This is a genomic window from Ectopseudomonas khazarica, from assembly GCF_017915135.1.
Lineage (GTDB): Bacteria > Pseudomonadota > Gammaproteobacteria > Pseudomonadales > Pseudomonadaceae > Aquipseudomonas > Aquipseudomonas khazarica.
Genome location: NZ_CP068551.1, coordinates 1,324,182 through 1,343,467 on the forward strand (window position 1 = coordinate 1,324,182; position 19,286 = coordinate 1,343,467).

At 63.8% G+C, this 19,286-nt stretch carries 19 protein-coding genes; 8 read left to right on the forward strand and 11 right to left on the reverse strand.

Annotated features, from left to right (window positions below; all coding sequences use genetic code 11):
• The first annotated feature begins 17 nt into the window (after positions 1 to 17).
• Positions 18 to 440, forward strand: coding sequence for a homoprotocatechuate degradation operon regulator HpaR (gene hpaR, locus JLK41_RS06075; protein ID WP_210390589.1), 423 nt, complete (start codon positions 18 to 20; stop codon positions 438 to 440).
• A gap of 96 nt (positions 441 to 536) precedes the next feature.
• Here the strand turns inward: hpaR (JLK41_RS06075) and JLK41_RS06080 are convergent, their stop codons facing one another.
• The 9 genes from JLK41_RS06080 to JLK41_RS06120 all read right to left on the reverse strand — a co-directional run bounded on the left by JLK41_RS06080 (position 537) and on the right by JLK41_RS06120 (position 8,999).
• A complete protein-coding gene (locus JLK41_RS06080) occupies positions 537 to 1,076 on the reverse strand; it encodes a hypothetical protein (RefSeq protein WP_210390590.1) in 540 nt (179 codons plus the stop codon).
• A gap of 147 nt (positions 1,077 to 1,223) precedes the next feature.
• Entirely contained in the window at positions 1,224 to 2,678 is a 1,455-nt protein-coding gene (locus JLK41_RS06085) for an NAD-dependent succinate-semialdehyde dehydrogenase (RefSeq protein ID WP_210390591.1), read from the reverse strand.
• 31 nt (positions 2,679 to 2,709) lie between these two features.
• Complete coding sequence (hpaI, locus tag JLK41_RS06090) at positions 2,710 to 3,513, reverse strand: 4-hydroxy-2-oxoheptanedioate aldolase (protein ID WP_210390592.1); 804 nt, start codon at positions 3,511 to 3,513, stop codon at positions 2,710 to 2,712.
• Positions 3,514 to 3,602: 89 nt separating this feature from the next.
• Positions 3,603 to 4,406 carry a 2-oxo-hept-4-ene-1,7-dioate hydratase gene (gene hpaH, locus JLK41_RS06095; protein ID WP_179553618.1) on the reverse strand — a complete coding sequence of 268 codons (804 nt, stop codon included), beginning with the start codon at positions 4,404 to 4,406 and terminating at the stop codon, positions 3,603 to 3,605.
• An 84-nt stretch (positions 4,407 to 4,490) separates the two neighbouring features.
• The gene (locus JLK41_RS06100) at positions 4,491 to 4,895 is read right to left on the reverse strand and encodes a 5-carboxymethyl-2-hydroxymuconate Delta-isomerase (RefSeq protein WP_179553619.1); all 405 of its coding nucleotides are present in this window, start codon (positions 4,893 to 4,895) and stop codon (positions 4,491 to 4,493) included.
• A gap of 83 nt (positions 4,896 to 4,978) precedes the next feature.
• On the reverse strand, positions 4,979 to 5,902 hold the full coding sequence (gene hpaD / locus JLK41_RS06105) for a 3,4-dihydroxyphenylacetate 2,3-dioxygenase (protein ID WP_210390593.1): 924 nt from the start codon (positions 5,900 to 5,902) through the stop codon (positions 4,979 to 4,981).
• A 190-nt stretch (positions 5,903 to 6,092) separates the two neighbouring features.
• Entirely contained in the window at positions 6,093 to 7,553 is a 1,461-nt protein-coding gene (hpaE, locus tag JLK41_RS06110; protein ID WP_210390594.1) for a 5-carboxymethyl-2-hydroxymuconate semialdehyde dehydrogenase, read from the reverse strand.
• Positions 7,554 to 7,573: 20 nt separating this feature from the next.
• Positions 7,574 to 8,341 (reverse strand): fumarylacetoacetate hydrolase family protein, encoded by a 768-nt coding sequence (locus JLK41_RS06115; RefSeq protein WP_210390595.1) that lies wholly within the window; start codon positions 8,339 to 8,341, stop codon positions 7,574 to 7,576.
• A gap of 10 nt (positions 8,342 to 8,351) precedes the next feature.
• Entirely contained in the window at positions 8,352 to 8,999 is a 648-nt protein-coding gene (locus JLK41_RS06120; RefSeq protein ID WP_210390596.1) for a fumarylacetoacetate hydrolase family protein, read from the reverse strand.
• 319 nt (positions 9,000 to 9,318) lie between these two features.
• Between JLK41_RS06120 and hpaR (JLK41_RS06125) the strand changes: the two genes are divergently transcribed.
• Entirely contained in the window at positions 9,319 to 9,741 is a 423-nt protein-coding gene (gene hpaR, locus JLK41_RS06125; protein WP_179553624.1) for a homoprotocatechuate degradation operon regulator HpaR, read from the forward strand.
• Between the two features lie 10 nt (positions 9,742 to 9,751).
• Positions 9,752 to 10,657 (forward strand): 4-hydroxyphenylacetate catabolism regulatory protein HpaA, encoded by a 906-nt coding sequence (hpaA, locus tag JLK41_RS06130; RefSeq protein WP_210390597.1) that lies wholly within the window; start codon positions 9,752 to 9,754, stop codon positions 10,655 to 10,657.
• Positions 10,658 to 10,824: 167 nt separating this feature from the next.
• Here hpaA and JLK41_RS06135 read toward each other — a convergent pair whose 3' ends face one another.
• Positions 10,825 to 12,039, reverse strand: a complete 1,215-nt coding sequence (locus JLK41_RS06135) for an OprD family porin (protein ID WP_244976480.1) — start codon at positions 12,037 to 12,039, stop codon at positions 10,825 to 10,827.
• A 381-nt stretch (positions 12,040 to 12,420) separates the two neighbouring features.
• On the opposite strand from JLK41_RS06135, the gene JLK41_RS06140 reads away from it, so the two are divergent.
• From JLK41_RS06140 to JLK41_RS06155, 4 genes are all read left to right on the forward strand, one after another.
• Entirely contained in the window at positions 12,421 to 13,443 is a 1,023-nt protein-coding gene (locus JLK41_RS06140) for a TRAP transporter substrate-binding protein (protein ID WP_179553627.1), read from the forward strand.
• A gap of 8 nt (positions 13,444 to 13,451) precedes the next feature.
• Entirely contained in the window at positions 13,452 to 13,985 is a 534-nt protein-coding gene (locus JLK41_RS06145; RefSeq protein WP_210390599.1) for a TRAP transporter small permease, read from the forward strand.
• Positions 13,982 to 15,304 (forward strand): TRAP transporter large permease, encoded by a 1,323-nt coding sequence (locus tag JLK41_RS06150; RefSeq protein WP_210390600.1) that lies wholly within the window; start codon positions 13,982 to 13,984, stop codon positions 15,302 to 15,304. Before JLK41_RS06145 ends, JLK41_RS06150 begins: the two co-directional genes overlap by 4 nt.
• Positions 15,305 to 15,365: 61 nt before the next feature.
• On the forward strand, positions 15,366 to 16,544 hold the full coding sequence (locus tag JLK41_RS06155) for a Bcr/CflA family multidrug efflux MFS transporter (RefSeq protein WP_210390601.1): 1,179 nt from the start codon (positions 15,366 to 15,368) through the stop codon (positions 16,542 to 16,544).
• A 71-nt stretch (positions 16,545 to 16,615) separates the two neighbouring features.
• Here the strand turns inward: JLK41_RS06155 and JLK41_RS06160 are convergent, their stop codons facing one another.
• Positions 16,616 to 17,830, reverse strand: a complete 1,215-nt coding sequence (locus JLK41_RS06160; RefSeq protein ID WP_210390602.1) for an MFS transporter — start codon at positions 17,828 to 17,830, stop codon at positions 16,616 to 16,618.
• 265 nt (positions 17,831 to 18,095) lie between these two features.
• Between JLK41_RS06160 and JLK41_RS06165 the strand changes: the two genes are divergently transcribed.
• A complete protein-coding gene (locus JLK41_RS06165; protein WP_210391197.1) occupies positions 18,096 to 19,268 on the forward strand; it encodes a p-hydroxyphenylacetate 3-hydroxylase oxygenase component in 1,173 nt (390 codons plus the stop codon).
• The last annotated feature ends 18 nt before the right edge of the window (positions 19,269 to 19,286 follow it).

A 19,286-nucleotide genomic window follows, 5' to 3' on the forward strand; every position in this document is an offset into this window, starting at 1 on the left:
GATCATTCAGCGCGAACATGCCAAGTCCTCGTCCTTCCCTGACTCTGACCCTGCTGCAAGCCCGTGAAACGGCGATGCGGTTTTTCCGTCCGCAACTCAACCTGCACGACCTTACCGAGCAGCAATGGCGGGTGATCCGCATCCTGCGTCAGCAGGGCGAGCTGGAGAATCACCAGTTGGCGCGTCTGGCCTGCATCCTCAAACCGAGCATGAGCGGCGTGCTGGCACGGCTGCAGCGTGATGGCCTCGTCGGGCGGCGCAGGATGCTCGAGGACCAGCGGCGAGTGCTGGTCAGCCTGACGGAACAAGGCGAGCAGTGTTTCGCCTCGATGAGCGTCGAAATGGAGAAGAACTACCAGCGTATCCAGCAGCAGATGGGTGAGGAGAAACTGGCGACCTTGCTGGAGCTGCTGCGCGAGTTGCGCGGAGTGAAGCCCTAGGGTGGGCGAGGTTCTTGCTGTCCAGCATGACCCCTCCTGGGAAGGTGGACGGCTGAAGCGCTGTCCGCCCTGCGACTCAGGCGGTCGCGATGCTCGTCACTCGCTCTGCAGCCGTTGCCGGCTGAAGTTCGCCAACACGGCCGTCGCCCCCTGGAAATCGCTCTCGGCCGCCAGTGCCAGGGCATTCACCTGGGCGCGCTCCTGTTCGATCACATAGTCCCAGAAGTGCTGGCTGGCGCTGTCGTCTTGAGCCGGCAGGGCTTCGAGCTCTGCCAGATAGCGCTCGGTCGCGCCGGCCAGCATCTTGATGAACGTCGCGTTGAACAACCGGGCGAAAGCCAGCGAGGCGCCGGCCTTGAGGCCGCCGCGGTGCTCATTGCGCAGGCTCTGGCGGCTGGCTTCGTCGGCATAGCGTGCGTGCTGCATGGCTTCCAGCTCGGCATAGGCTTGCCAGAATTCGCCCTGCGCCGTGCCGATATGCCGTTCGGCCAGTTGTGGCACCACCTGGCGAGCGACGGCGCGGTTGGCCAACTCCTTGTCCAGCGCCTGGCGATAGACACTGTCTTCGGCCTGGGCGGCGTTCGCCAAACCGAGCAGGCAGAGCAGGGGAGCGAGTAGCGTGCGGGAGCGGGGCATGTGGTTCTCGTAAGACATGGTGGGTGCCGTGTGATGGGCACAGGATCGGACTGCTAGCTCGGATTGACGCGGCGTGCAGCCGAGCACTCAAAAAAATGGCCCGGTCAGGGGCCATAAGGGTGACAAGCCAGCATGGTGTGGCGGGGCTCAGGAGATACCCAGGCACATGTATTTCTGCTCGATATAGTCGTCGATACCGTAGTGCGAGCCTTCACGGCCCAGGCCCGACTGCTTGATGCCGCCGAACGGCGCGACCTCGGTGGAGATCAGCCCTTCGTTGACACCGACCATGCCGTATTCCAGCGCTTCGCTGACGCGCCAGGCGCGACCCAGATCGCGGGTGTACAGGTAGGAGGCGAGGCCGAACTCGGTGTCGTTGGCCATGGCGATGGCCTCGGCCTCGCTGTCGAAGCGGAAGATCGGTGCCAGCGGGCCGAAGGTTTCGTCGCGTGCGACCAGCATCTCGGGGGTGACGTCGCCGAGCACGGTGGGCTCGAAGAAGCTGCCGCCAAGCGCATGCGGCTTGCCACCGGCGAGCACCTTGGCGCCTTTGCTCACGGCGTCCTGGATATGCTCTTCGACCTTGGCCACGGCCTTGGCGTTGATCAGCGGGCCCTGCTGGGCGCCGTCCTCACCCGCCGGAGCGACTTTCAGGGCATTCACGGCCTCGACCAGGCGCTGGCTGAACTCGTCGTACACGCCGTTCTGCACCAGCAGACGGTTGGTGCACACGCAGGTCTGCCCGCTGTTGCGGAACTTGGAGCCGATGGCGCCCTGCACGGCGGCATCCAGATCGGCATCGTCGAAGACGATGAACGGCGCATTGCCGCCCAGTTCCAGTGACACTTTCTTGATGGTTTCGGCGCATTGCGCCATCAGCAGTTTGCCGATGCCGGTGGAGCCGGTGAAGGACAGCTTGGCCACGTCCGGGTTGCCGGTCAGCTCGCTGCCAATGGCGCGCGAGTCATTGCCGGGGACGATGTTCAGCACGCCAGCCGGGATGCCGGCGCGTTCGCCCAGTACCGCCAGGGCCAGGGCCGACAGCGGGGTTTCCGAAGCGGGCTTGAGCACCACGGTGCAGCCGGCGGCCAGGGCCGGGCCGACCTTGCGGGTGATCATGGCGTTGGGGAAGTTCCACGGGGTGATCGCCGCGACCACGCCAATGGCCTGCTTGATCACCACCAGGCGACGGCCTTGCTTGTCATGCGGGATGACGTCGCCGTAGACACGCTTGGCTTCTTCGGCGAACCACTCGATGAAGCTGGCGCCATAGGCGATCTCGCCACGGCTTTCGGCCAGCGGCTTGCCCTGTTCCCAGCTGAGCAGGCGGGCCAGGTCTTCCTGGTTGGCCATGATCAGGTTGTACCAGTTGCGCAGGATGGCGCTGCGTTCCTTGGCGGTCTTCTCGCGCCAGGCGGGCAGGGCCGCTTTCGCCGCGGCAATGGCGCGGGCGGTCTCTGCCTGGCCGACGGCGGCCACGTCGGCGATCAGTTCGCCATTGGCCGGGTTGGTCACGGCGAAGCGCGTTGCGTTGTCCGCCTCGACCCATTGGCCATCGATATAGGCCTGTTCGCGCAGCAGGTTCAGATCGGTGAGTTTCATGTCGTTCTCTTGCAAATGCTGGCGGGGCGGGTCAGTAAACGCCGCCGCCACTGGTGGACGGTGCCGGAGCATCCTTGAAGGCGCTGGCCAGGGTCTGCAGGCCGCGCATCAGTACGGTGGTGTCGACGCCTACGGCGACGAATCTGGCGCCCAGTTCGATATAGCGACGGGCCAGGCTCTGATCGGCACTGAGGATGCCGGCGGCCTTGCCGGCCTTGCCGATACGCACGATGGCGTCTTCGATGGCGGCTTGCACGTCGGGGTGGCCGGGGTTGCCGCGATGGCCCATGGAGGCACTGAGGTCAGCCGGGCCGATGAACACGCCATCGACGCCATCGACGGCGACGATCTCATCGAGCCTGGCCAGGCCGTCGAGGTTCTCGATCTGCACCAGCAGGCACATCTGCGCGTCAGCCTGGTCCAGGTAGCCGGGGATGCTGTTCCAGCGCGAGGCACGCGCCAGGGCGCTGCCGACACCACGCACGCCGCTCGGCGGATAATGCATGGCGCGCACCAGCTCACGGGCTTGCTCGGCGCTCTCTACCATCGGCACCAGCAGGGTTTGTGCGCCAATGTCGAGAATCTGCTTGATCAACGCGGTGTCGCCGATCACCGGGCGGATCACCGGCCGAGAGGCGTACGGCGCCACGGCCTGCAACTGGCCGAGCAGGCCGCGCAGGTCGTTGGGCGCGTGTTCGCCGTCGATCAGCAGCCAGTCGAAGCCGGCGTTGGCCGCCAGCTCCGCGCAGTACGGATCGGCCAGGCCGAGCCACAGGCCGATCTGCGCCTCGCCCGATTGCAGGCGTTGCTTGAAGGTGTTGATGGGCATGTCCATGGGGGCTCCTTCGGAGAGCTGCAAGGCACAAGCTTCAAGCGGCAAGCGAACGCTGCTGTTCTTGTGGCTTGAAGCTTGCCGCTTGTGGCTTAGATAAACCGGCAGGCGATGCTGCCGAGCATGTCGTAGTCGACGTGGAAGGTATCGCCCGGATTGGCCGCCACCGGACGGGTGAACGAGCCGCCGAGGATGATCTGGCCCGGCTCCAGGGTGACGTCGTACGGCGCCAGCTTGTTGGCCAGCCAGGCCACGCCCTTGGCCGGGTGGTTGAGTACCGCGGCGGATACCCCGGACTCCTCGATCACGCCGTTGCGGTAGAGCACCGCCGGCACCTTGCGCAGGTCGATCTCGGTCGGGCGCACGGCACGGCCACCCATGACCACGCCGGCGTTGGCGGCGTTGTCGGAGATGGTATCGAACACCTTGCGCGTGACCTGGGTCTCCGGGTCGAGCTGCTGGATGCGCGCGTCGATGATCTCCAGCGCCGGAATCACCCACTCGGTGGCGTCGAGCACGTCGAAGATCGTCACGTTCGGGCCTTTCAGCGGCTTGCCGAGGATGAACGCCAGTTCCACTTCCACGCGCGGCACGATGAAGCGCTCGAAGGGGATGTCGCTGCCTTCATCGAACAGCATGTCATCGAGCAGCGCGCCGTAGTCCGGTTCGCTGATGTTCGACGACACCTGCATGGCGCGCGAGGTCAGGCCGATCTTGTGGCCGACCAGCTTGCGTCCGTCCCTGATCTTCTGCGCGACCCAGGCGCGCTGGATGGCGTAGGCATCCTCGATGGTGATCGCGGGGTGGTCCAGGGAGAACTGGCGAACCTGCTGGCGCGAGCGCTCGGCGGCGTCGAGGCGGGCGGCAGCCTGCTGGATGAGGGTCGAGTCGAGCATGGCGGATCTCTCTTGAGCGGTAGGCGCGCAGTGCCTCGGGCAGATACGCGGCAGTGGTGTCGAGTCGCGCAGGGAGGGCGCGGGTTAGGTGTTGAACAGCGGGTGCAGACTGCTGTGTTTGCCGTCGTAGACCTGGCCGGAGCTTTCGTCGATCTGCAGCGTGAGACCGATCGGGCGCTGCTGCTGCAGGGCATCCAGGTACTGACGCAAGGTCGCCAGCAGGCTGTCGCCAACCTGCTTGTGCACGGCCGCGCTGCGGCCGGCGCCCATGCGCAGGTTGGCGTAGAGAAAGCCGTAGTCGCCCTTGCCGTCGGCCACGGCACTGTGCGTGGCGGGGTAGGCCAGCACACGGGTGCCGCCAGTGGGGAACACGGCCTTGCCGCTTTCGTCGCGCTGTTCGAGCATGCTGTCGGCCAGCGCGCGGCACAGGCCGGGAATGTCGGCCTGGCTTTCCAGGTCCGGGGTGTACAGCAGCACCAGGTGGGGCATTGCAGTGTCCTCGCAAAGGCAGGAGCGGTTCAGTCGGGCTTCAGTCAGTCGTCTGTCGTGGCGGCAGCCGCTCCCGCTCGGGGTTACAGTCGGCTGGTCGAAGGCACGCTGGCCGGTTGGGAGGCGCTCGGCGCGGGAATGGCCGAACCGTCCTGCGCGGTGACCGGGAAGATGGCGTTGATCTGCCCGGTGCCGGAGGCGGCGAAGTAGGGAGTGAGCACTTCCACCTGGCCGTCGTAGTTCGACCAGCCCAGCGCCCCGAGCAACTTGGCGGTGTCGTGCATGAAGCCTTCACCGTGGCCCTTGGCGGCGTACTCCGGGAGCATGGCGCAGAAGTCTTGCCATTCGCCGTTCTGCCACATCTGGATCACGCGCTGGTCGAGCGTCTCCAGGAACGGGCTCCAGATCCGGGTGGCGAACTCCGGTGCCTGGCCGTTCTGTGCGAAGCGGTGCGACAGCGAGCCGCTGGCGAGAAATGCCACGGTACCGTCGTAGTGCTCTTCCACTGCCTTGCGCATGGCCCAGCCGAGGCGGGCGCTGTCATTGAGGTAGTGCGAGGTGCACAGCGAGGAGACCGAAACCACCTTGAAGTGCTGGTCTTGGTTCATGTAGCGCATCGGCACCAGGGTGCCGTACTCCGGCGCCAGGGTGGTGGCGTCGTGGGCCATGGTCTCCACGCCCATGCGGTTGCACTCGGCGGCGAGGATCTTGCCCAGTTCGGGGTTGCCCGGGAACTCGTACGGCATGTTGCTGATGAAGTGCGGCAGCTCGTTGCTGGTGTACAGACCCTTGAAGTGCGGTCCGCAGTTGATGTGGTAGCCGGCGTTGACCAGCCAGTGGGTGTCGAACACCACGATGGTGTCCACGCCCAGCTCGCGGCAGCGCTTGCTGATCTCGATGTGGCCGTCGATGGCCGCCTGACGGAACCCCTGGCGCGGGCCGGGGAACTCGGAGATGTACATCGAGGGGACGTGGGTGATCTTGGCAGCCAGAGCGAGTTTGCCCATGGTGATTCTCCTGCTGGAAAGTCCGTTGCAACGGCGCTTTCGTGCTTGATTGTGGTTGTTCGCACGTCCGGCAAAATCTTCGTTGCGTCGTCCGCATCCCCCTCCAGCGGAGGGGGATGCGATCCGCGCATTCGTCGCGTGTGCAGACCGTCGAGGCTAAGGCAACGGTCGCTCAGGTGCGAACGGCTTTTCAGAGGCCCCAGCGCGGAATGTGGTGGTTGCCCATGGAAATGCACACGTTCTTGATCTCGGCGAATACCTCGAAGCTGTACTCGCCGCCTTCACGGCCGGTACCCGAGCCCTTCACGCCACCGAACGGCTGGCGCAGGTCGCGTACGTTCTGGCTGTTGATGAAGACCATGCCGGCCTCGATGCCGCGCGCCAGGCGATGGGCCTTGCCTATATCCTGGGTCCAGATGTAGGACGCCAGGCCGTACTCGGTGTCGTTGGCCAGGCGCAGGGCTTCGGCTTCGTCCTTGAACTTGATCAGGCAGGCCACCGGGCCGAAGATTTCTTCCTGGGCAATGCGCATGCGGTTGTCGACGTCGGCGAATACGGTCGGCTGGATGAACTGACCCCTGGCCAGATGCGCGGGCAGGCCAGCCGGACGCTCCAGGCCGCCAGCGACCAGATTGGCGCCTTCCTCGATGCCGATCCTGATGTAGCCGGTGACCTTGTCGTAGTGCGCCTGGGTGATCATCGAACCGACCTGGGTCTTCGGGTCGGTCGGGTCGCCGACGATCAGGCGTTTGGCGCGTGCGGCGAACTCGGCGACGAACTGGTCGTAGACGCTTTCCTGGATGAAGATGCGCGAACCGGCGGTGCAGCGCTCACCGTTCAGCGAGAAGATGGTGAACAGCGCGGCATCGAGGGCGCGGTCGAGGTCGGCGTCGTCGAAGATCAGCACCGGGCTCTTGCCGCCCAGCTCCATCGAGTATTTCTTCAGGCCAGCGGTCTGCATGATCCTGCGCCCGGTGGCGGTGCCGCCAGTGAAGGAGATGGCGCGTACGTCCGGGTGACGCACCAGCGCATCGCCGGCGGTGGCGCCATAGCCCTGGACCACGTTGAGCACGCCCGGCGGAATGCCGGCCTCCAGGGCCAGGCGGCCCAGCTCGTTGGCCGTCAGTGGCGACAGCTCGCTCATCTTCAGTACCGCGGTGTTGCCCAGTGCCAGGCACGGTGCGGTCTTCCAGGTGGCGGTCATGAACGGCACGTTCCATGGCGACACCAGGCCGCATACGCCGACCGGCTGGTACAGGGTGTAGTTGAGCATCTGGTCGTCGACCGGATAGCTGTGGCCGTCCATGCGCGTGCAGACTTCGGCGAAGAAGTCGAAGTTGTGCGAGGCACGCGGGATCAGCACATTCCGGGTCTGGTGAATGGGCAGGCCGGTGTCGAGGGTTTCCAGCTCGGCCAGCTTGGGCACGTTCTGGTCGATCAGCTCACCCAGCTTGCGCATCAGCCTGGCGCGTTCCTTGGCCGGGGTGTTGGCCCACTTGGGGAAGGCTGCCTTGGCGGCGGCCACGGCCAGGTCGATTTCCTCGGCCCCACCGCTGGCGACTTCGCCAATGGCTTCGGTGGTGGCGGGGTTGTAGTTGGTGAAAGTCTCTTTGCTCTCGACTTCCTTGCCGTTGATCCAGTGCTTGATCATGATTCTGTACCTTGTGCGTGTTATCGGCCGCGGGCGGCGAAGAATTCGGATTCGCTGACGATGCGGTTGACCAGGCGGCCAACGCCTTCCACTTCCACCACCACTTCATCGCCCGGCACCACGTCGGCCAGGCCTTCCGGCGTGCCGGTGGCGATCATGTCGCCCGGCTGCAGGGTCATGAAGCTGGAGAAGTATTCGATGAGATAGGGGATGTCGAAGATCATGTCGGCGGTGCTGCCTTCCTGTTTCAACTCGCCGTTGATCCAGGTGCGCAGCCTGAGCCTGGACGGGTCCGGCACTTCGGCTGCATCGACGATCCACGGGCCGACCGGAGTGGTGCAGTCACGGTTCTTCACCCGCAGGTTGGGCCGGTAGTAATTCTCCAGGTAGTCGCGGATCGCGTAGTCGTTGCAAACGGTGTAGCCCACCAGGTACTCGAGGGCGTCCTCGCGCTTGACGTTCTTCGCCGGCTTGCCGATCACGGCGACCAGTTCGCACTCGTAGTGCATGTACTTGACGTTGTCGGGGCGCCAGGTGATCTGGTTGTGGCCGGTATAGGTGCCCGGCGACTTGATGAACGCCAGCGGTTCGGTCGGCGCCTTGAAGGCCAGCTCGGCGGCGTGGTCGGCGTAGTTCAGGCCGAGGGCGAACATGCTGCCTTCGGCAGGTGGCAGCCACTCGACATCGGCTTCGGCGAGCAGGCGACCATCGGCCAGGCGCACGGCGTTGTCTGTCTCGACGGTGACGGCGTGAATTTCATTCTGGTAGCGGATGCGGGCGTGTTTCATGGTGCTCTCCTTATTCCGCGACGATGGTGTTGGTCAGCCGGCCCAGGCCACTGATTTCCACCACGACTTCATCGCCGGGCTGCACGTCGACGCGGCCTTCCGGGGTGCCGGTGATCAGCACGTCGCCTTCATGCAGGGTCATGAACTCGCTGAGTTCGGTGATCAGTTGCAGGATGCTGCGCACGAAGTTGGCCGTGCTGTTTTCCTGGCGCACTTCGCCGTTGACCAGCAGGGTCAGGGTCAGGTTGTGCGGGTTGCTCAGCGCGACCACGTCGCTGCTCAGGGCGCAGAAACCGTCACGGCATTTGGCCTTGACGGCCGGGCGGTAATAGCTGTCTTCCGGCAGGCTGAATTCATTGACGATCAGGTAGCCGGCGACATGCTTCATCGCCTCGGCTTCGCTGACGCGACTGGCGGTCTTGCCGATCACCACGCCCAGGGCAGGCCCCGGCTGCAGGCGTTCGCCGGCCGGCATGAACACGGCCTGGCCATCACCATTGCGGGTATTGGGGGTCTTGATGAACAGCACCGGCTTGACCGGCGGCTTCTGATAGGGCGGCTCGTTGAACTCGGCCAGCCGGCTTTGCAGCAGCCCTTGGTAGTTCAGCGCGATGCCGAACAGAGTGCCTGTGGCGATGTCGCTAGCGGCGTGACGCATGCTTCACTCCTGGATCGTTCTGGGAAGCTCCCAGTGCATAAAGGCAGTGGTGCCGAACTATCGGTTCGGTACCGGTAAATCGTTAACATGCTAATTTTATAGTTAACATATTAACTTTGGTCAAGTCATGCTTCCTGTCGAGTCTCGGCTGTGTGCTCATTAAACGGCGCTTCGCCCGTCATTTATTGTCTGGGGCTGCCAATGTGCTTGACTTGGCTTGCCAGGCCGACGCGTGTGACTCACTGGTGTTTGCGTCGGCTGGGCAGAAATTGCTTAAATTCCTATCTATTTCTGACACCGCCGGAGAATCGACTCGTCCATGGCTGCCCCACGTCCCTCACTGACTCTTACCCTGCTGCAGGCGCGCGAAGCGGCCATGGGCTTTTTCCGTCCTTCGCTGAACCAGCACGGATTGACCGAGCAGCAATGGCGGATCATTCGGATCCTGCGGCAATCCGGAGAAATGGAGATCCATCAGTTGGCCAGCCAGGCCTGCATCCTCAAGCCGAGCATGACCGGCGTGCTGTCGCGGATGGAGCGCGATGGTGTGGTGCGGCGCTGGAAGTCGGCGCAGGATCAGCGTCGTGTCTTCGTCGGCCTGACCGAGCAGGGGCAGCAGTGCTTCGTGTCGATGAGCGAGGACATGGAGCGCAACTACCAGCGTATCCTCGAGCAGTTCGGCGCGGAGAAGCTCCAGCAACTGTTCGGCCTGCTCAACGAGCTCAAGCAGATCAAGCCCTGAAGCGCATGTGATGGCGAGCCGCCCGCCGATCCCCAATATCGACATCGGCCAGGTCTATGACCAGCGCTATGCCGATTCCGAAGTGCATTACGAAGCGCTGGGCAAGCTGGCGGACTTCTTCGGGCGCAACATGCCGGTGCACCGGCACGATCGGTTCTTCCAGGTGCATTACGTCAAGAGTGGCAGCGTGCGCGTCTACCTCGACGACCAGCGCTACGTGCAGCAGGGACCGATGTTCTTTCTCACGCCGCCGACCATCGCCCATGCGTTCGTCACCGAGGCTGCCAGCGATGGCCATGTGATCACCGTGCGCCAGCAGCTGGTCTGGCCGCTGTTGCAGGAGGTGGTCGGGCTGGCTCCGGGCGCGCAGCTCGCGCCGATCTGTGTGGCAATCGGTGAGCTGGGAGAGGCGTATCGCGATGAAGTGCTGCGCTTGAATCTACTGTTCGACCAGTTGCGCGGCGAGTTTTCCGCTGCCCGGCCAGGGCGCGAAACGGCCTTGCAGGCGTTGACGCGGCTGATCTTCATCGGTCTGCTGCGTCTGTCGGAGCGTTCCCTGTCAGCGCAGCCGGCGCGGCGCGAGGACATGCACATCTTCCAGCGCTTCAATCAACTGGTCGAGGCGCATTACCTGCAGCATCTGCCCCTGGCCGATTATGGGCGCCTGCTAGGGGTGACCGAGGCACGCCTCAACGATGTCTGCCGGCGTATCGCCGACATGCCGTCCAAGCGCCTGGTGTTCGAGCGCCTGATGCAGGAGGCCAAGCGCCTGCTGCTGTTTACCGCCTGCAGTGTCAACGAGATCTGCTACCAGCTGGGGTTCAAGGACCCGGCCTACTTCAGTCGCTTCTTCTCCCGGCATGCCGGCGTCACGCCGGGCGAATACCGCTTGCGTAGCCGGGCTGACGGCATCTGAAGGCTGCGCAGCAGGGCGTAGCCGGCTCGCATCTGGTCCGCATGTCAATCCAGTAGCCGGTTGGCGCAGCGCAGGCCACATGCTCCCGAGTGCCCTGACACGGATTCATTCGAGGGCTGATGTACGCGGCTGCGTGCGTGCCCGGCCGTCGCCGGGCACGCACGAGGTTACAGCAGGGGCAGGGTGTAGCTGACGATCACGCGGTTCTCGTCGATATCCACGGCGCCCGGGCCTGTGACCTGCCCGGCACGGTAGGTCACGTTGCGCAGGTGTACGCGCAAGCCCTTCAGGGTGCTGTCCTGGAAGGTGTAGACCAGGTCGCTGTTGCGTTCCCACTCTTTGCCATTGTTGCCGGCGCTGCTTTCGATGTCGTAACCGCTGATATAGCGGGTCATGAAGGTCAGGCCGGGAATGCCCAGGCCGACGAAGTCGTAGTCGTAGCGCAGTTGCCAGGCATCTTCGTTCTGCCGGTTGAAGGTCCAGTAGGTCGACAGGTTGGTGCTGTACGGATCGGAACCGGTGATCACGCCGAGCACCGACTCACCGGACATGCGCTGGAAGCCGGCAGCGAACTTATGCGCGCCGGCGCTCAGGGTGAATATGCCGTTGAGGAAGTGGTTCCTGCCAACGCCGCTGGCATCGTAATCGGTCTGGAAATAGCGCAGGTCGCTGCGCAGGTTCAGCCCTTCAGCCAGCGGCAGGTTATGGACCAGGCCTGCGAAATGCTGCTTGTAGGTGTTGTCATAGCGGCCGTAGTAGTAGCTGGCGGTCAACTGTGGATTGACGGCGTAGCTGCCACCGAGCAGGTCGAAGCTGTCGATGTCGTTGGGGAAGTCCTGACGGTGGCTCTGGTCGCGCAGGTTGTACTCGGTAAGGCGACCGGCATGCAGGGTCAGTCCCTCGATTTCCTGCGAGGTGAGCAGACCGCCGCTGTAGGTTCCGGGCAGCAGGCGGGTGTAGTTGTATTGCACGACCGGCAACATGGGCTGCAGGGTGCCCAGGTGCAGGGTGCTCTTGGATATACGGGCCTTGGCCGTCACGCCCAGTTCGCTGTAGTCATCCACCGGACTGCCATCGCTTTCCAGCGGCAGCATGCCGATGCCGCCACCGCCGCTGGCGCCGTTGACCCGGCCTTTGCCGGAGTCCAGACGTAAACCGAGCATGCCGATCACGTCGGCACCGAAGCCAACCGTGCCTTCGCTGTAGCCGGATTCCAGGCGTGCGATGAACCCCTGGGCCCACACTTCGCCGTAGGAGGTGGCGGTGCCTGGCTCACGGTAGTCGCGGTTGAGGTACATGTTGCGCAGTTCGAGGCTGGCTTTGCTGTCGTCGAGCAAGGCGGCGAGGGCATTGCCGCTGACGATCCAGGAGCCTGCGAGCATGCAGGAGAGCAGGGGGAGTGAAGGTGCTTTTCGAGTCATTGTTGTTATCTCTGAGGCTATGTTAAGTGCCCGCCATACCGCTGCCGCGAAGCAGGAATGGCGAAATGAACCTAGCACCAAATTAATATGTTAACAATAAGGCTCAATTTTCCATGGCCTTTCATGGCGAGTGGTTTACTGCTTTGTAGGTGTTCAATTCGTTGAAAATAAACGATAAATCAATGATTTTTGACCTTCGCTGGTCGTCACCGAAGCGGTGTTCGGCACCGGTAGTGATTGACATTGTTCGTAAATTTATTAGCTTATTAACGTAATAGCGCTTCACCCAGACCGGCGTCGTACTGCGTGCGCATGGTTACAACAACAAAATGGAGCTACCGCATGAAATCCCTTTACTCCGCCTTTCTGTGTGTGGCACTGACTGCTGCCGCCTCCTGCGCTCAGGCGCAGACGGTCAAGCTGAAGGTCGCTCATTTCCTTCCCTCCACGTCCAATGCTCAGGCCAACATCATCGAGCCCTGGTGTGCCCAGCTGGAAAAGGAGTCGGCTGGCCGTATCCAGTGTCAGATCTACCCGTCGATGCAACTGGGCGGCACCCCGGCGAAGCTGGCGGACATGGCACGCAATGGCGTGGCGGATATCGTCTGGACGGCGCCGGCTTATTCCGCCGGGAAGTTCCCGCGGGTCGAGGCGCTGGAGCTGCCCTTCGTCCTGCCCTATGGCGGCAAGGCCGGTAACGCGATCATCTGGGATTACTACGAGCAGTACGCCAAGGATGATTTCAAGGGCTACAAGGTGCTGGTGGTGCATGGCGATGGCGGCATGAGCCTGCATACCCGTGGCAAGCGGGTGAATACCCTGGCCGACCTCAATGGCCTGAAGCTGCGTGCTTCCAGTCGTACTGCGGCAAAAACCATCGAGAGCCTGGGTGCCACCCCGGTGAGCATGCCGCCGGCGCAGATGACCGAGGCCATTTCCAAGGGCGTGGTCGACGGTGCGCTGGCCGCCTGGGAAGTGGTGCCGGCGACCAAGCTGGATGAAGTCACCCAGTTCCACAGTGTCACCCCGGAAGGGCAACCGGCGTTCGGCTATACCGTGCTGACCATGCTGATGAACCAGCGCAGGTTCGATGCTCTGCCGGCGGACCTGCAGGCCATCATCGAGCGTAACAGCGGCAAGGCGTTGTCCGAGCGCTTTGCCGAGGCCTGGGACAAGGCCACGGAAGCTGCCGAGTCTGCGGCTCCAGAGGCCGCTCTGGCCCGCATCGAACCCGCTGCCTATGCAGAGATGCAGAAGGCGTCGGCCAGTGCCATCGAGCAATGGATCGGTGAAGCCAATGGCAAGAACCTCGACGGAAAGGCGCTGATCGACGGCGTCCGCAACCTGGCCGCTGGTAATCGGTAGTCCTGATCATGAACGAGTCGCTGTCCTTCGACGGCAGTTCGCCCGCAGGGCATGGTCGTCTGTACCGTGCCCTGTACTATCCGGCGCAGGGCTTTGCGCTGGGCGGTGGGTTGCTGCTGCTGTTACTCATCGGTATGTCGCTGGTTTCCATTGTCGGCCGCAAGCTGCTGTCTGCACCCATTCGCGGTGATATCGAGTTGATGGAAATTGGCGCTGCCATCGCCATTGCAGCCTTCTTGCCGCTATGCGAGCTGCGCGGTGCGCATATCAAGGTGGATGCCTTCACCCTGGCCGTTTCCCCTGCGTTGCGGCGTCTGCTGGATACCTTCGCCCATCTCGCTTGCCTGCTGGTGGCGCTGCTGCTGGCCTGGCGCACGGGGCTGCAGGCACTCGACAGCCGGGAGTACGGCGACGTTTCCACGCTGCTGTCGATTCCGTTGTGGATTCCCCTGCTGTTCATCGTGCCCAGTCTGTTGCTGCTGGCCATGTGCGCTCTGGCGCGTGTCTTCGAGCTGTATCAGCGTCCCGGAGGTCGTCCATGAGCGGTCTGAGTCTCGGCCTGATCGCGCTGGCCATCACCATGATCCTGCTGGTGCTGCGCGTGCACATCGGCATCACCATGATGGTTGGTGGCGTGGCCTGCTTCTGGGCGGTCAATGACGGCGATCTGTCGGCGCTGCTGTTCACCCTCAACAACCTGGTCTACTCGCGCCTGTCCAACTATGACCTGGCGGTGATTCCGCTGTTTGTGCTGATGGGCCAGTTCGCCACCCATGGTGGGTTGTCGCGCTCCATCTTTCGCTGCGCTTCAGCCTTTATCGGGCACTGGCGCGGCGGCATGGGCATGTCGGCGATCGGTGCCTGCGCCGGCTTCGGCGCAATCTGCGGCTCGTCGTTGGCAACCTCGGCGACCATGAGCCATGTCGCCCTGCCTGAACTGCGTCGCTACAACTACTCCGGGCGCCTGGCCACGGCCACCGTGGCAGCCGGCGGGACACTGGGTATTCTGATTCCGCCGTCGGTGCCGCTGATCATCTATGCGGTGCTGACCCAGGAGTCGATCGCCAGCCTGTTCGTGGCTGCCGTGGTTCCAGGGCTGATGGCCGTGGTGGGCTACATGCTGGTGCTGCGCATCATGGTTGCTCGCGAAGGGCACGGCGAGCACGAGCAGGCCAAGGCCAGCGCAGCCGAACGGCTCAAGGCCTTCGCCAGCGTGGTGCCGGTGATCGGCGTGTTCCTCGTGGTGATCATCGGTATCTACGGGGGCTGGTCGAACCCGACCGAAGCGGCCTCCATCGGCGCTGCGGCCTGCGGTCTGCTCGCGGTGTTCCAGGGCGGCATGCGCTGGGCCGGTGTTCGCGCGAGCCTGCTGGGCACGGCGGAAACCACGGCGATGATCTTCCTCGTGCTGCTCGGCGCCGACCTGCTCAATTCCGGCTTGGCGCTGACGCAGATGCCGGCCGAACTGGCCGCCTGGGTACTGGCCAGCGGCATGGAGCCGATGCTGGTGCTGGTCGCCATCCTGGTGCTGTACCTGGTGCTGGGCATGGTCATGGATTCGCTGGCGATGATCCTGCTGACCATCCCGATCTTCTACCCGGTGATCATTGGCCTGGACTTCTTCGGCATGAGCCAGGTGGACAAGTCGATCTGGTTCGGCATTCTCGCCCTGATGGTGGTGGAGATCGGTCTGGTCACCCCGCCCATGGGCATGAACCTGCTGATCGTGCAGCGCACGGCAGGCGATGTGCCGCTGATGGATATGGCGCGCGGGGTTATTCCATTCCTCTGTTCCGACCTGCTGCGCATCGTGCTGCTGGTGGCCTTCCCCGGGCTTTGCCTGTGGTTGCTTTCGCTCTGATCTCCACTGTGCGACTTGGCCGCCTGCGGGCGGCTTTTTTTCATCGTTTGCAGGAGCCCGTATGTCCTTCGTCGATAAACCGCGTCGCCTGATCGTCCTGCTCGCGGCACTGGTGGCGTTCGGGCCCTTGTCGATCGACATGTACCTGCCCAGCCTGCCGCTGATTGCCAGCGACCTGGGGGCGAGCGAGCGGCAGGTGCAACTGAGCATCGGCCTGTTCCTGGCCGGATTCAGCCTGGGCATGCTGTTCTATGGACCACTCTCGGATCGTTATGGCAGGCGTCGCCTGCTGCTTGGCGGTATCTGTCTGTACCTGCTGGCCAGCCTGGGCTGCGCGCTGGCCGCCACGGCGGAGCAACTGCTGGTCTGGCGCCTGCTGCAGGCGCTCGGTGGGGCGTCGGCCTCGGTGCTGGCGCGGGTGATCGTGCGTGACCTGTTCCCACTCGACGATGCGGCGCGGGTACTGTCGCTGATGCAGCAGGTGACGATGATTGCCACCCTGCTGGCGCCGCTCATCGGCAGCTACCTGATCATGTTCGATGGCTGGCGGGTCATCTTCGTCTTCCTGCTGGGATTCGCCGCTCTGTGTCTGGTGCTGGTGGCCCGGCGCGTGCCGGAAACCCACCCGCTCGAGGCGCGTGGCTCCTCGGCGTTTGCCGCATTCCGTGCCTATGGCGAGATCGCCCGGCAGCCGCGGGCACTGGGTTACATCCTGTGCATGGGCCTGGCGTTCGGCGGCATGTTCGCCTTCATCACTGCATCGCCCTTCGTCTACATCCAGTACTTCGGCATTTCCCCGCAGCAATATGCCTGGCTGTTCGGCCTGAATATCGCCGGCATCATGAGCATGAGTTTTGCCAATGCCCGCCTGGTGGGGCGGCTCGGTGCACAGCGCATGCTTGGCCTGGGTGCCGGTGTTGCAGTGTTGTCCGGGCTGGCGCTGCTGGCCTGCACCGCCCTGGGCGTGGGTGGTTTGACGGCTTTGGCGCTGTGCGTGCTGCTGTACGTCAGTGTTACCGGCATGCTCGGTGCCAACTGCCTGGCCTGTCTGATGGCCATCTTTCCGCGCCAGGCCGGCGCGGCGGCTGGCCTGGCGGTGGCATCGCAGTTCGCCGTGGGGACCCTCTGCAGTGCCCTGGTGGGCGTCTTGTATGACGGTACGCCCTGGCCGATGGGACTGGTGGTCGGGTTGGCTGGAGTGGGCGTGTTGCTGGCCTATTGGCTGAGCCGACTCGACTAGTGGAGCATTGCTGCTCGCTGTAGGCGCGGCTTCAGCCGCGAGCCGCGCTTATGCCCGGTACCTCGCCTGTCTCAGCGACTGGCCAGCACCTGGCGTTGCTGATACAGCGCCCAGCCCCAGTAGATCAGCAGCAGGCTGCCTGCTCCGGCCAATACCCAGGGGGCTCCCAGGCGGGCGGCGAGCAGGCCGGCCAGCAGCCCGCCGATGGCGTCGAAACCGAAACGGGTCGAGGTGTACAAGGCCACGACCCGGCCGCGCAGAGCCTCGGGTGCATTGCTCTGCAGAATGATGTTGGTGCCGACATTGTTGATGGTGATGCCGAAGCCCAGCAGCGCCATGGCAATCAGCGACAGCCAGGGCAGTGTGCTGCTGGCCAGTATCAGCATGGCCAGGGCGCTGATGGCAATCGAGGCGAGGATCAGGCCGGGCAGGGTGGCAGTGGTGTTCCTGCCGGCCAGCAACATGCTCGAGCCCAGCGAGCCGAGACCGGCTGCGCCCCACAGCCAGCCCAGGGTGGTGGCATCACCGCCGAAGATATCGCGGGCGAAGACCGGCAGCAGCACGACGTAGCTGGACGCAGTCAGGTTGACCGCCAGCACGCTGAGCATCAGGCGCTGTACGGGCGGGTTGCCCAGGACATAGCGCAGTCCTTCGCCGAAGACATTGCGAAACGAGCCACTGGCGCGCGGTGAGGGTGCCAGGCGTACGCAGGTCAGGCCGATCATCAGGGCCAGATAGGAGGCCGCATTGAGGGCGAAGCATACCGCCTCGCTGACAAAACCCAGCAGCAGGCCGGCCAGGGGCGGGCCGATGAAGCGCGACAGGGTGAACAGCATGGCATTGAGCGCCAGTGCATTGGGCAGGTCCGCGCGATCATTGACGAACTGGCTCAACAGCGACTGGCGCAAGGGCGTGTCCACGGCATTGAGGATGCCGAGCAAGGCCGCCATGGCCACGATCAGCGCAGGGCTGATCAGCTCACTGGCTGTCAGCGCTGCCAGTGTCAGCGCCTGCAGGGCCAATGCACCCTCGACCAGAATCAGCAGGCGGCGCTTGTCGTGGCGATCGATCCAGGCTCCGGCGAACGGGCCGACCAGCAACTGCGGCAACAGCGCGGCGAAGGTGGTCAGCCCGAGCAGGGCGACCGAGTCGGTCAGCCGGTAGATCAGCCAGGACAAGGCGACCTGTTGCACCCAGGTGCCCAACGTGGAAATGGCGTGGCCGCTGAAGTACAGGCGGAAATTGCGATGATGCAGGGCACGCAAGGCGTTGGGCCAGCGACGCATGGCGAGGTGTATCCGAGGCGGGAAGAGACGGTGGATAATAGCTTTTTCGTTATGTTGTTAACAAATTGTGCTGCGCTACGAATTCTCCGGCCTGAATGGCGAGAGTTCCCATGAAAAGTGCAATCAACAGACCGTAACGTCCATTTTGGCCATCGCTGGGCCTGCGCATAATCCTCCTCGTACAGCCGCCACAGTGCGCAGCTCGACTCATGTCGCGTCAGTCATGAGCAAAGCGAACGAATCTCTAACAAGAAAGGCCCCTACAATGAAAAAGCCAAATCCTCTGCTCGATGCCCTGCAGGAAATCCTCCCGGCCATTGCTGCCAATGCTGCCCAGGCGGAAAGGGATCGCAAGGTCCCTGCCGAGAACATCGCCATGCTCAAGGGCATCGGCATGCATCGTGCCTTCCAGCCCAAGGCCTACGGTGGCCTGGAAATCTCCCTGCCCGAGTTTGCCGACTGTGTGGCGGCGTTGGCCGGTGCCTGTGGCGGCACGGCCTGGGCATTCAGCCTGCTGTGCACCCATAGCCACCAGATGGCCATGTTTTCTCGCCAATTGCAGGAAGATGTCTGGGGGGAGGACCGTGATGCGACCGCGAGCAGCAGCGTCGCCCCCTTTGGCAAGGCACAGAACGTCGAGGGGGGCATCATCCTCAACGGCGAACTGGGTTGGAGCAGCGGCTGTGATCATGCCGAGTGGGCCATCGTAGGTTTCCGCCGACCCGCCGGGGACGGTGAGCCGCCAGTCTATTGCTTCGGCGTAGTGCCGCGCAGCGAGTATGAGATCCGAGACGACTGGTACGTTGCCGGCATGAAGGCCAGCGGTACCAAGACCCTGATCCTGCGGGACGTATTCATTCCCGAGCACCGGATCGAAGCGGCCAAGGACATGATGGAGGGGCGCTCGGCCGGCTATGGCCTGTATCCCGACAGCAAGATTTTCTACGCACCCTACCGGCCGTATTTTGCCAGTGGCTTTGCCGCCATCAGCCTGGGTATCGCCGAGCGCATGCTGCTGGTCTATGCCGAGAAGACCAGGAACCGAGTGCGCGCATACACCGGCGTCAGTGTCGGTACTGCAACCCCCGCGCTGATGCGCCTGGCTGAATCCAATCATCAGATTTCCGCCGCCCGCGCCTTCCTGGAAAAGACCTGGCTTGAACATGCCGAACACGGCGAGCGCCATCAGTACCCGGACAGTCGTACCCTGGCCTTCTGGCGCACCAACCAGGCCTACGCGGTGAAAATGTGCATCCAGGCGGTGGATCGCCTGTTCGAGGCGGCCGGCGGCACCAGCTGGTTCGATAGCAACGAGATGCAGCGACTGTTCCGCGATTCGCACATGACCGGGGCGCATGCCTACACCGATTACGACGTCTGCGCGCAGATCCTCGGTCGGGAGCTGATGGGCCTGGAGCCGGACCCGAGCATGGTCTGACTCGGCCCCGCTGAGCCT

Excerpts from the sequence above, each read along its gene's own strand:
- hpaR (WP_210390589.1), top strand. The coding sequence starts at position 18 with ATGCCAAGTCCTCGTCCTTCCCTGACTCTGACCCTGCTGCAAGCCCGT.
- JLK41_RS06080 (WP_210390590.1), bottom strand. The coding sequence starts at position 1,076 with ATGCCCCGCTCCCGCACGCTACTCGCTCCCCTGCTCTGCCTGCTCGGT.
- JLK41_RS06085 (WP_210390591.1), bottom strand. The coding sequence starts at position 2,678 with ATGAAACTCACCGATCTGAACCTGCTGCGCGAACAGGCCTATATCGAT.
- hpaI (WP_210390592.1), bottom strand. The coding sequence starts at position 3,513 with ATGGACATGCCCATCAACACCTTCAAGCAACGCCTGCAATCGGGCGAG.
- hpaH (WP_179553618.1), bottom strand. The coding sequence starts at position 4,406 with ATGCTCGACTCGACCCTCATCCAGCAGGCTGCCGCCCGCCTCGACGCC.
- JLK41_RS06100 (WP_179553619.1), bottom strand. The coding sequence starts at position 4,895 with ATGCCCCACCTGGTGCTGCTGTACACCCCGGACCTGGAAAGCCAGGCC.
- hpaD (WP_210390593.1), bottom strand. The coding sequence starts at position 5,902 with ATGGGCAAACTCGCTCTGGCTGCCAAGATCACCCACGTCCCCTCGATG.
- hpaE (WP_210390594.1), bottom strand. The coding sequence starts at position 7,553 with ATGATCAAGCACTGGATCAACGGCAAGGAAGTCGAGAGCAAAGAGACT.
- JLK41_RS06115 (WP_210390595.1), bottom strand. The coding sequence starts at position 8,341 with ATGAAACACGCCCGCATCCGCTACCAGAATGAAATTCACGCCGTCACC.
- JLK41_RS06120 (WP_210390596.1), bottom strand. The coding sequence starts at position 8,999 with ATGCGTCACGCCGCTAGCGACATCGCCACAGGCACTCTGTTCGGCATC.
- hpaR (WP_179553624.1), top strand. The coding sequence starts at position 9,319 with ATGGCTGCCCCACGTCCCTCACTGACTCTTACCCTGCTGCAGGCGCGC.
- hpaA (WP_210390597.1), top strand. The coding sequence starts at position 9,752 with ATGGCGAGCCGCCCGCCGATCCCCAATATCGACATCGGCCAGGTCTAT.
- JLK41_RS06135 (WP_244976480.1), bottom strand. The coding sequence starts at position 12,039 with ATGCTCGCAGGCTCCTGGATCGTCAGCGGCAATGCCCTCGCCGCCTTG.
- JLK41_RS06140 (WP_179553627.1), top strand. The coding sequence starts at position 12,421 with ATGAAATCCCTTTACTCCGCCTTTCTGTGTGTGGCACTGACTGCTGCC.
- JLK41_RS06145 (WP_210390599.1), top strand. The coding sequence starts at position 13,452 with ATGAACGAGTCGCTGTCCTTCGACGGCAGTTCGCCCGCAGGGCATGGT.
- JLK41_RS06150 (WP_210390600.1), top strand. The coding sequence starts at position 13,982 with ATGAGCGGTCTGAGTCTCGGCCTGATCGCGCTGGCCATCACCATGATC.
- JLK41_RS06155 (WP_210390601.1), top strand. The coding sequence starts at position 15,366 with ATGTCCTTCGTCGATAAACCGCGTCGCCTGATCGTCCTGCTCGCGGCA.
- JLK41_RS06160 (WP_210390602.1), bottom strand. The coding sequence starts at position 17,830 with ATGCGTCGCTGGCCCAACGCCTTGCGTGCCCTGCATCATCGCAATTTC.
- JLK41_RS06165 (WP_210391197.1), top strand. The coding sequence starts at position 18,096 with ATGAAAAAGCCAAATCCTCTGCTCGATGCCCTGCAGGAAATCCTCCCG.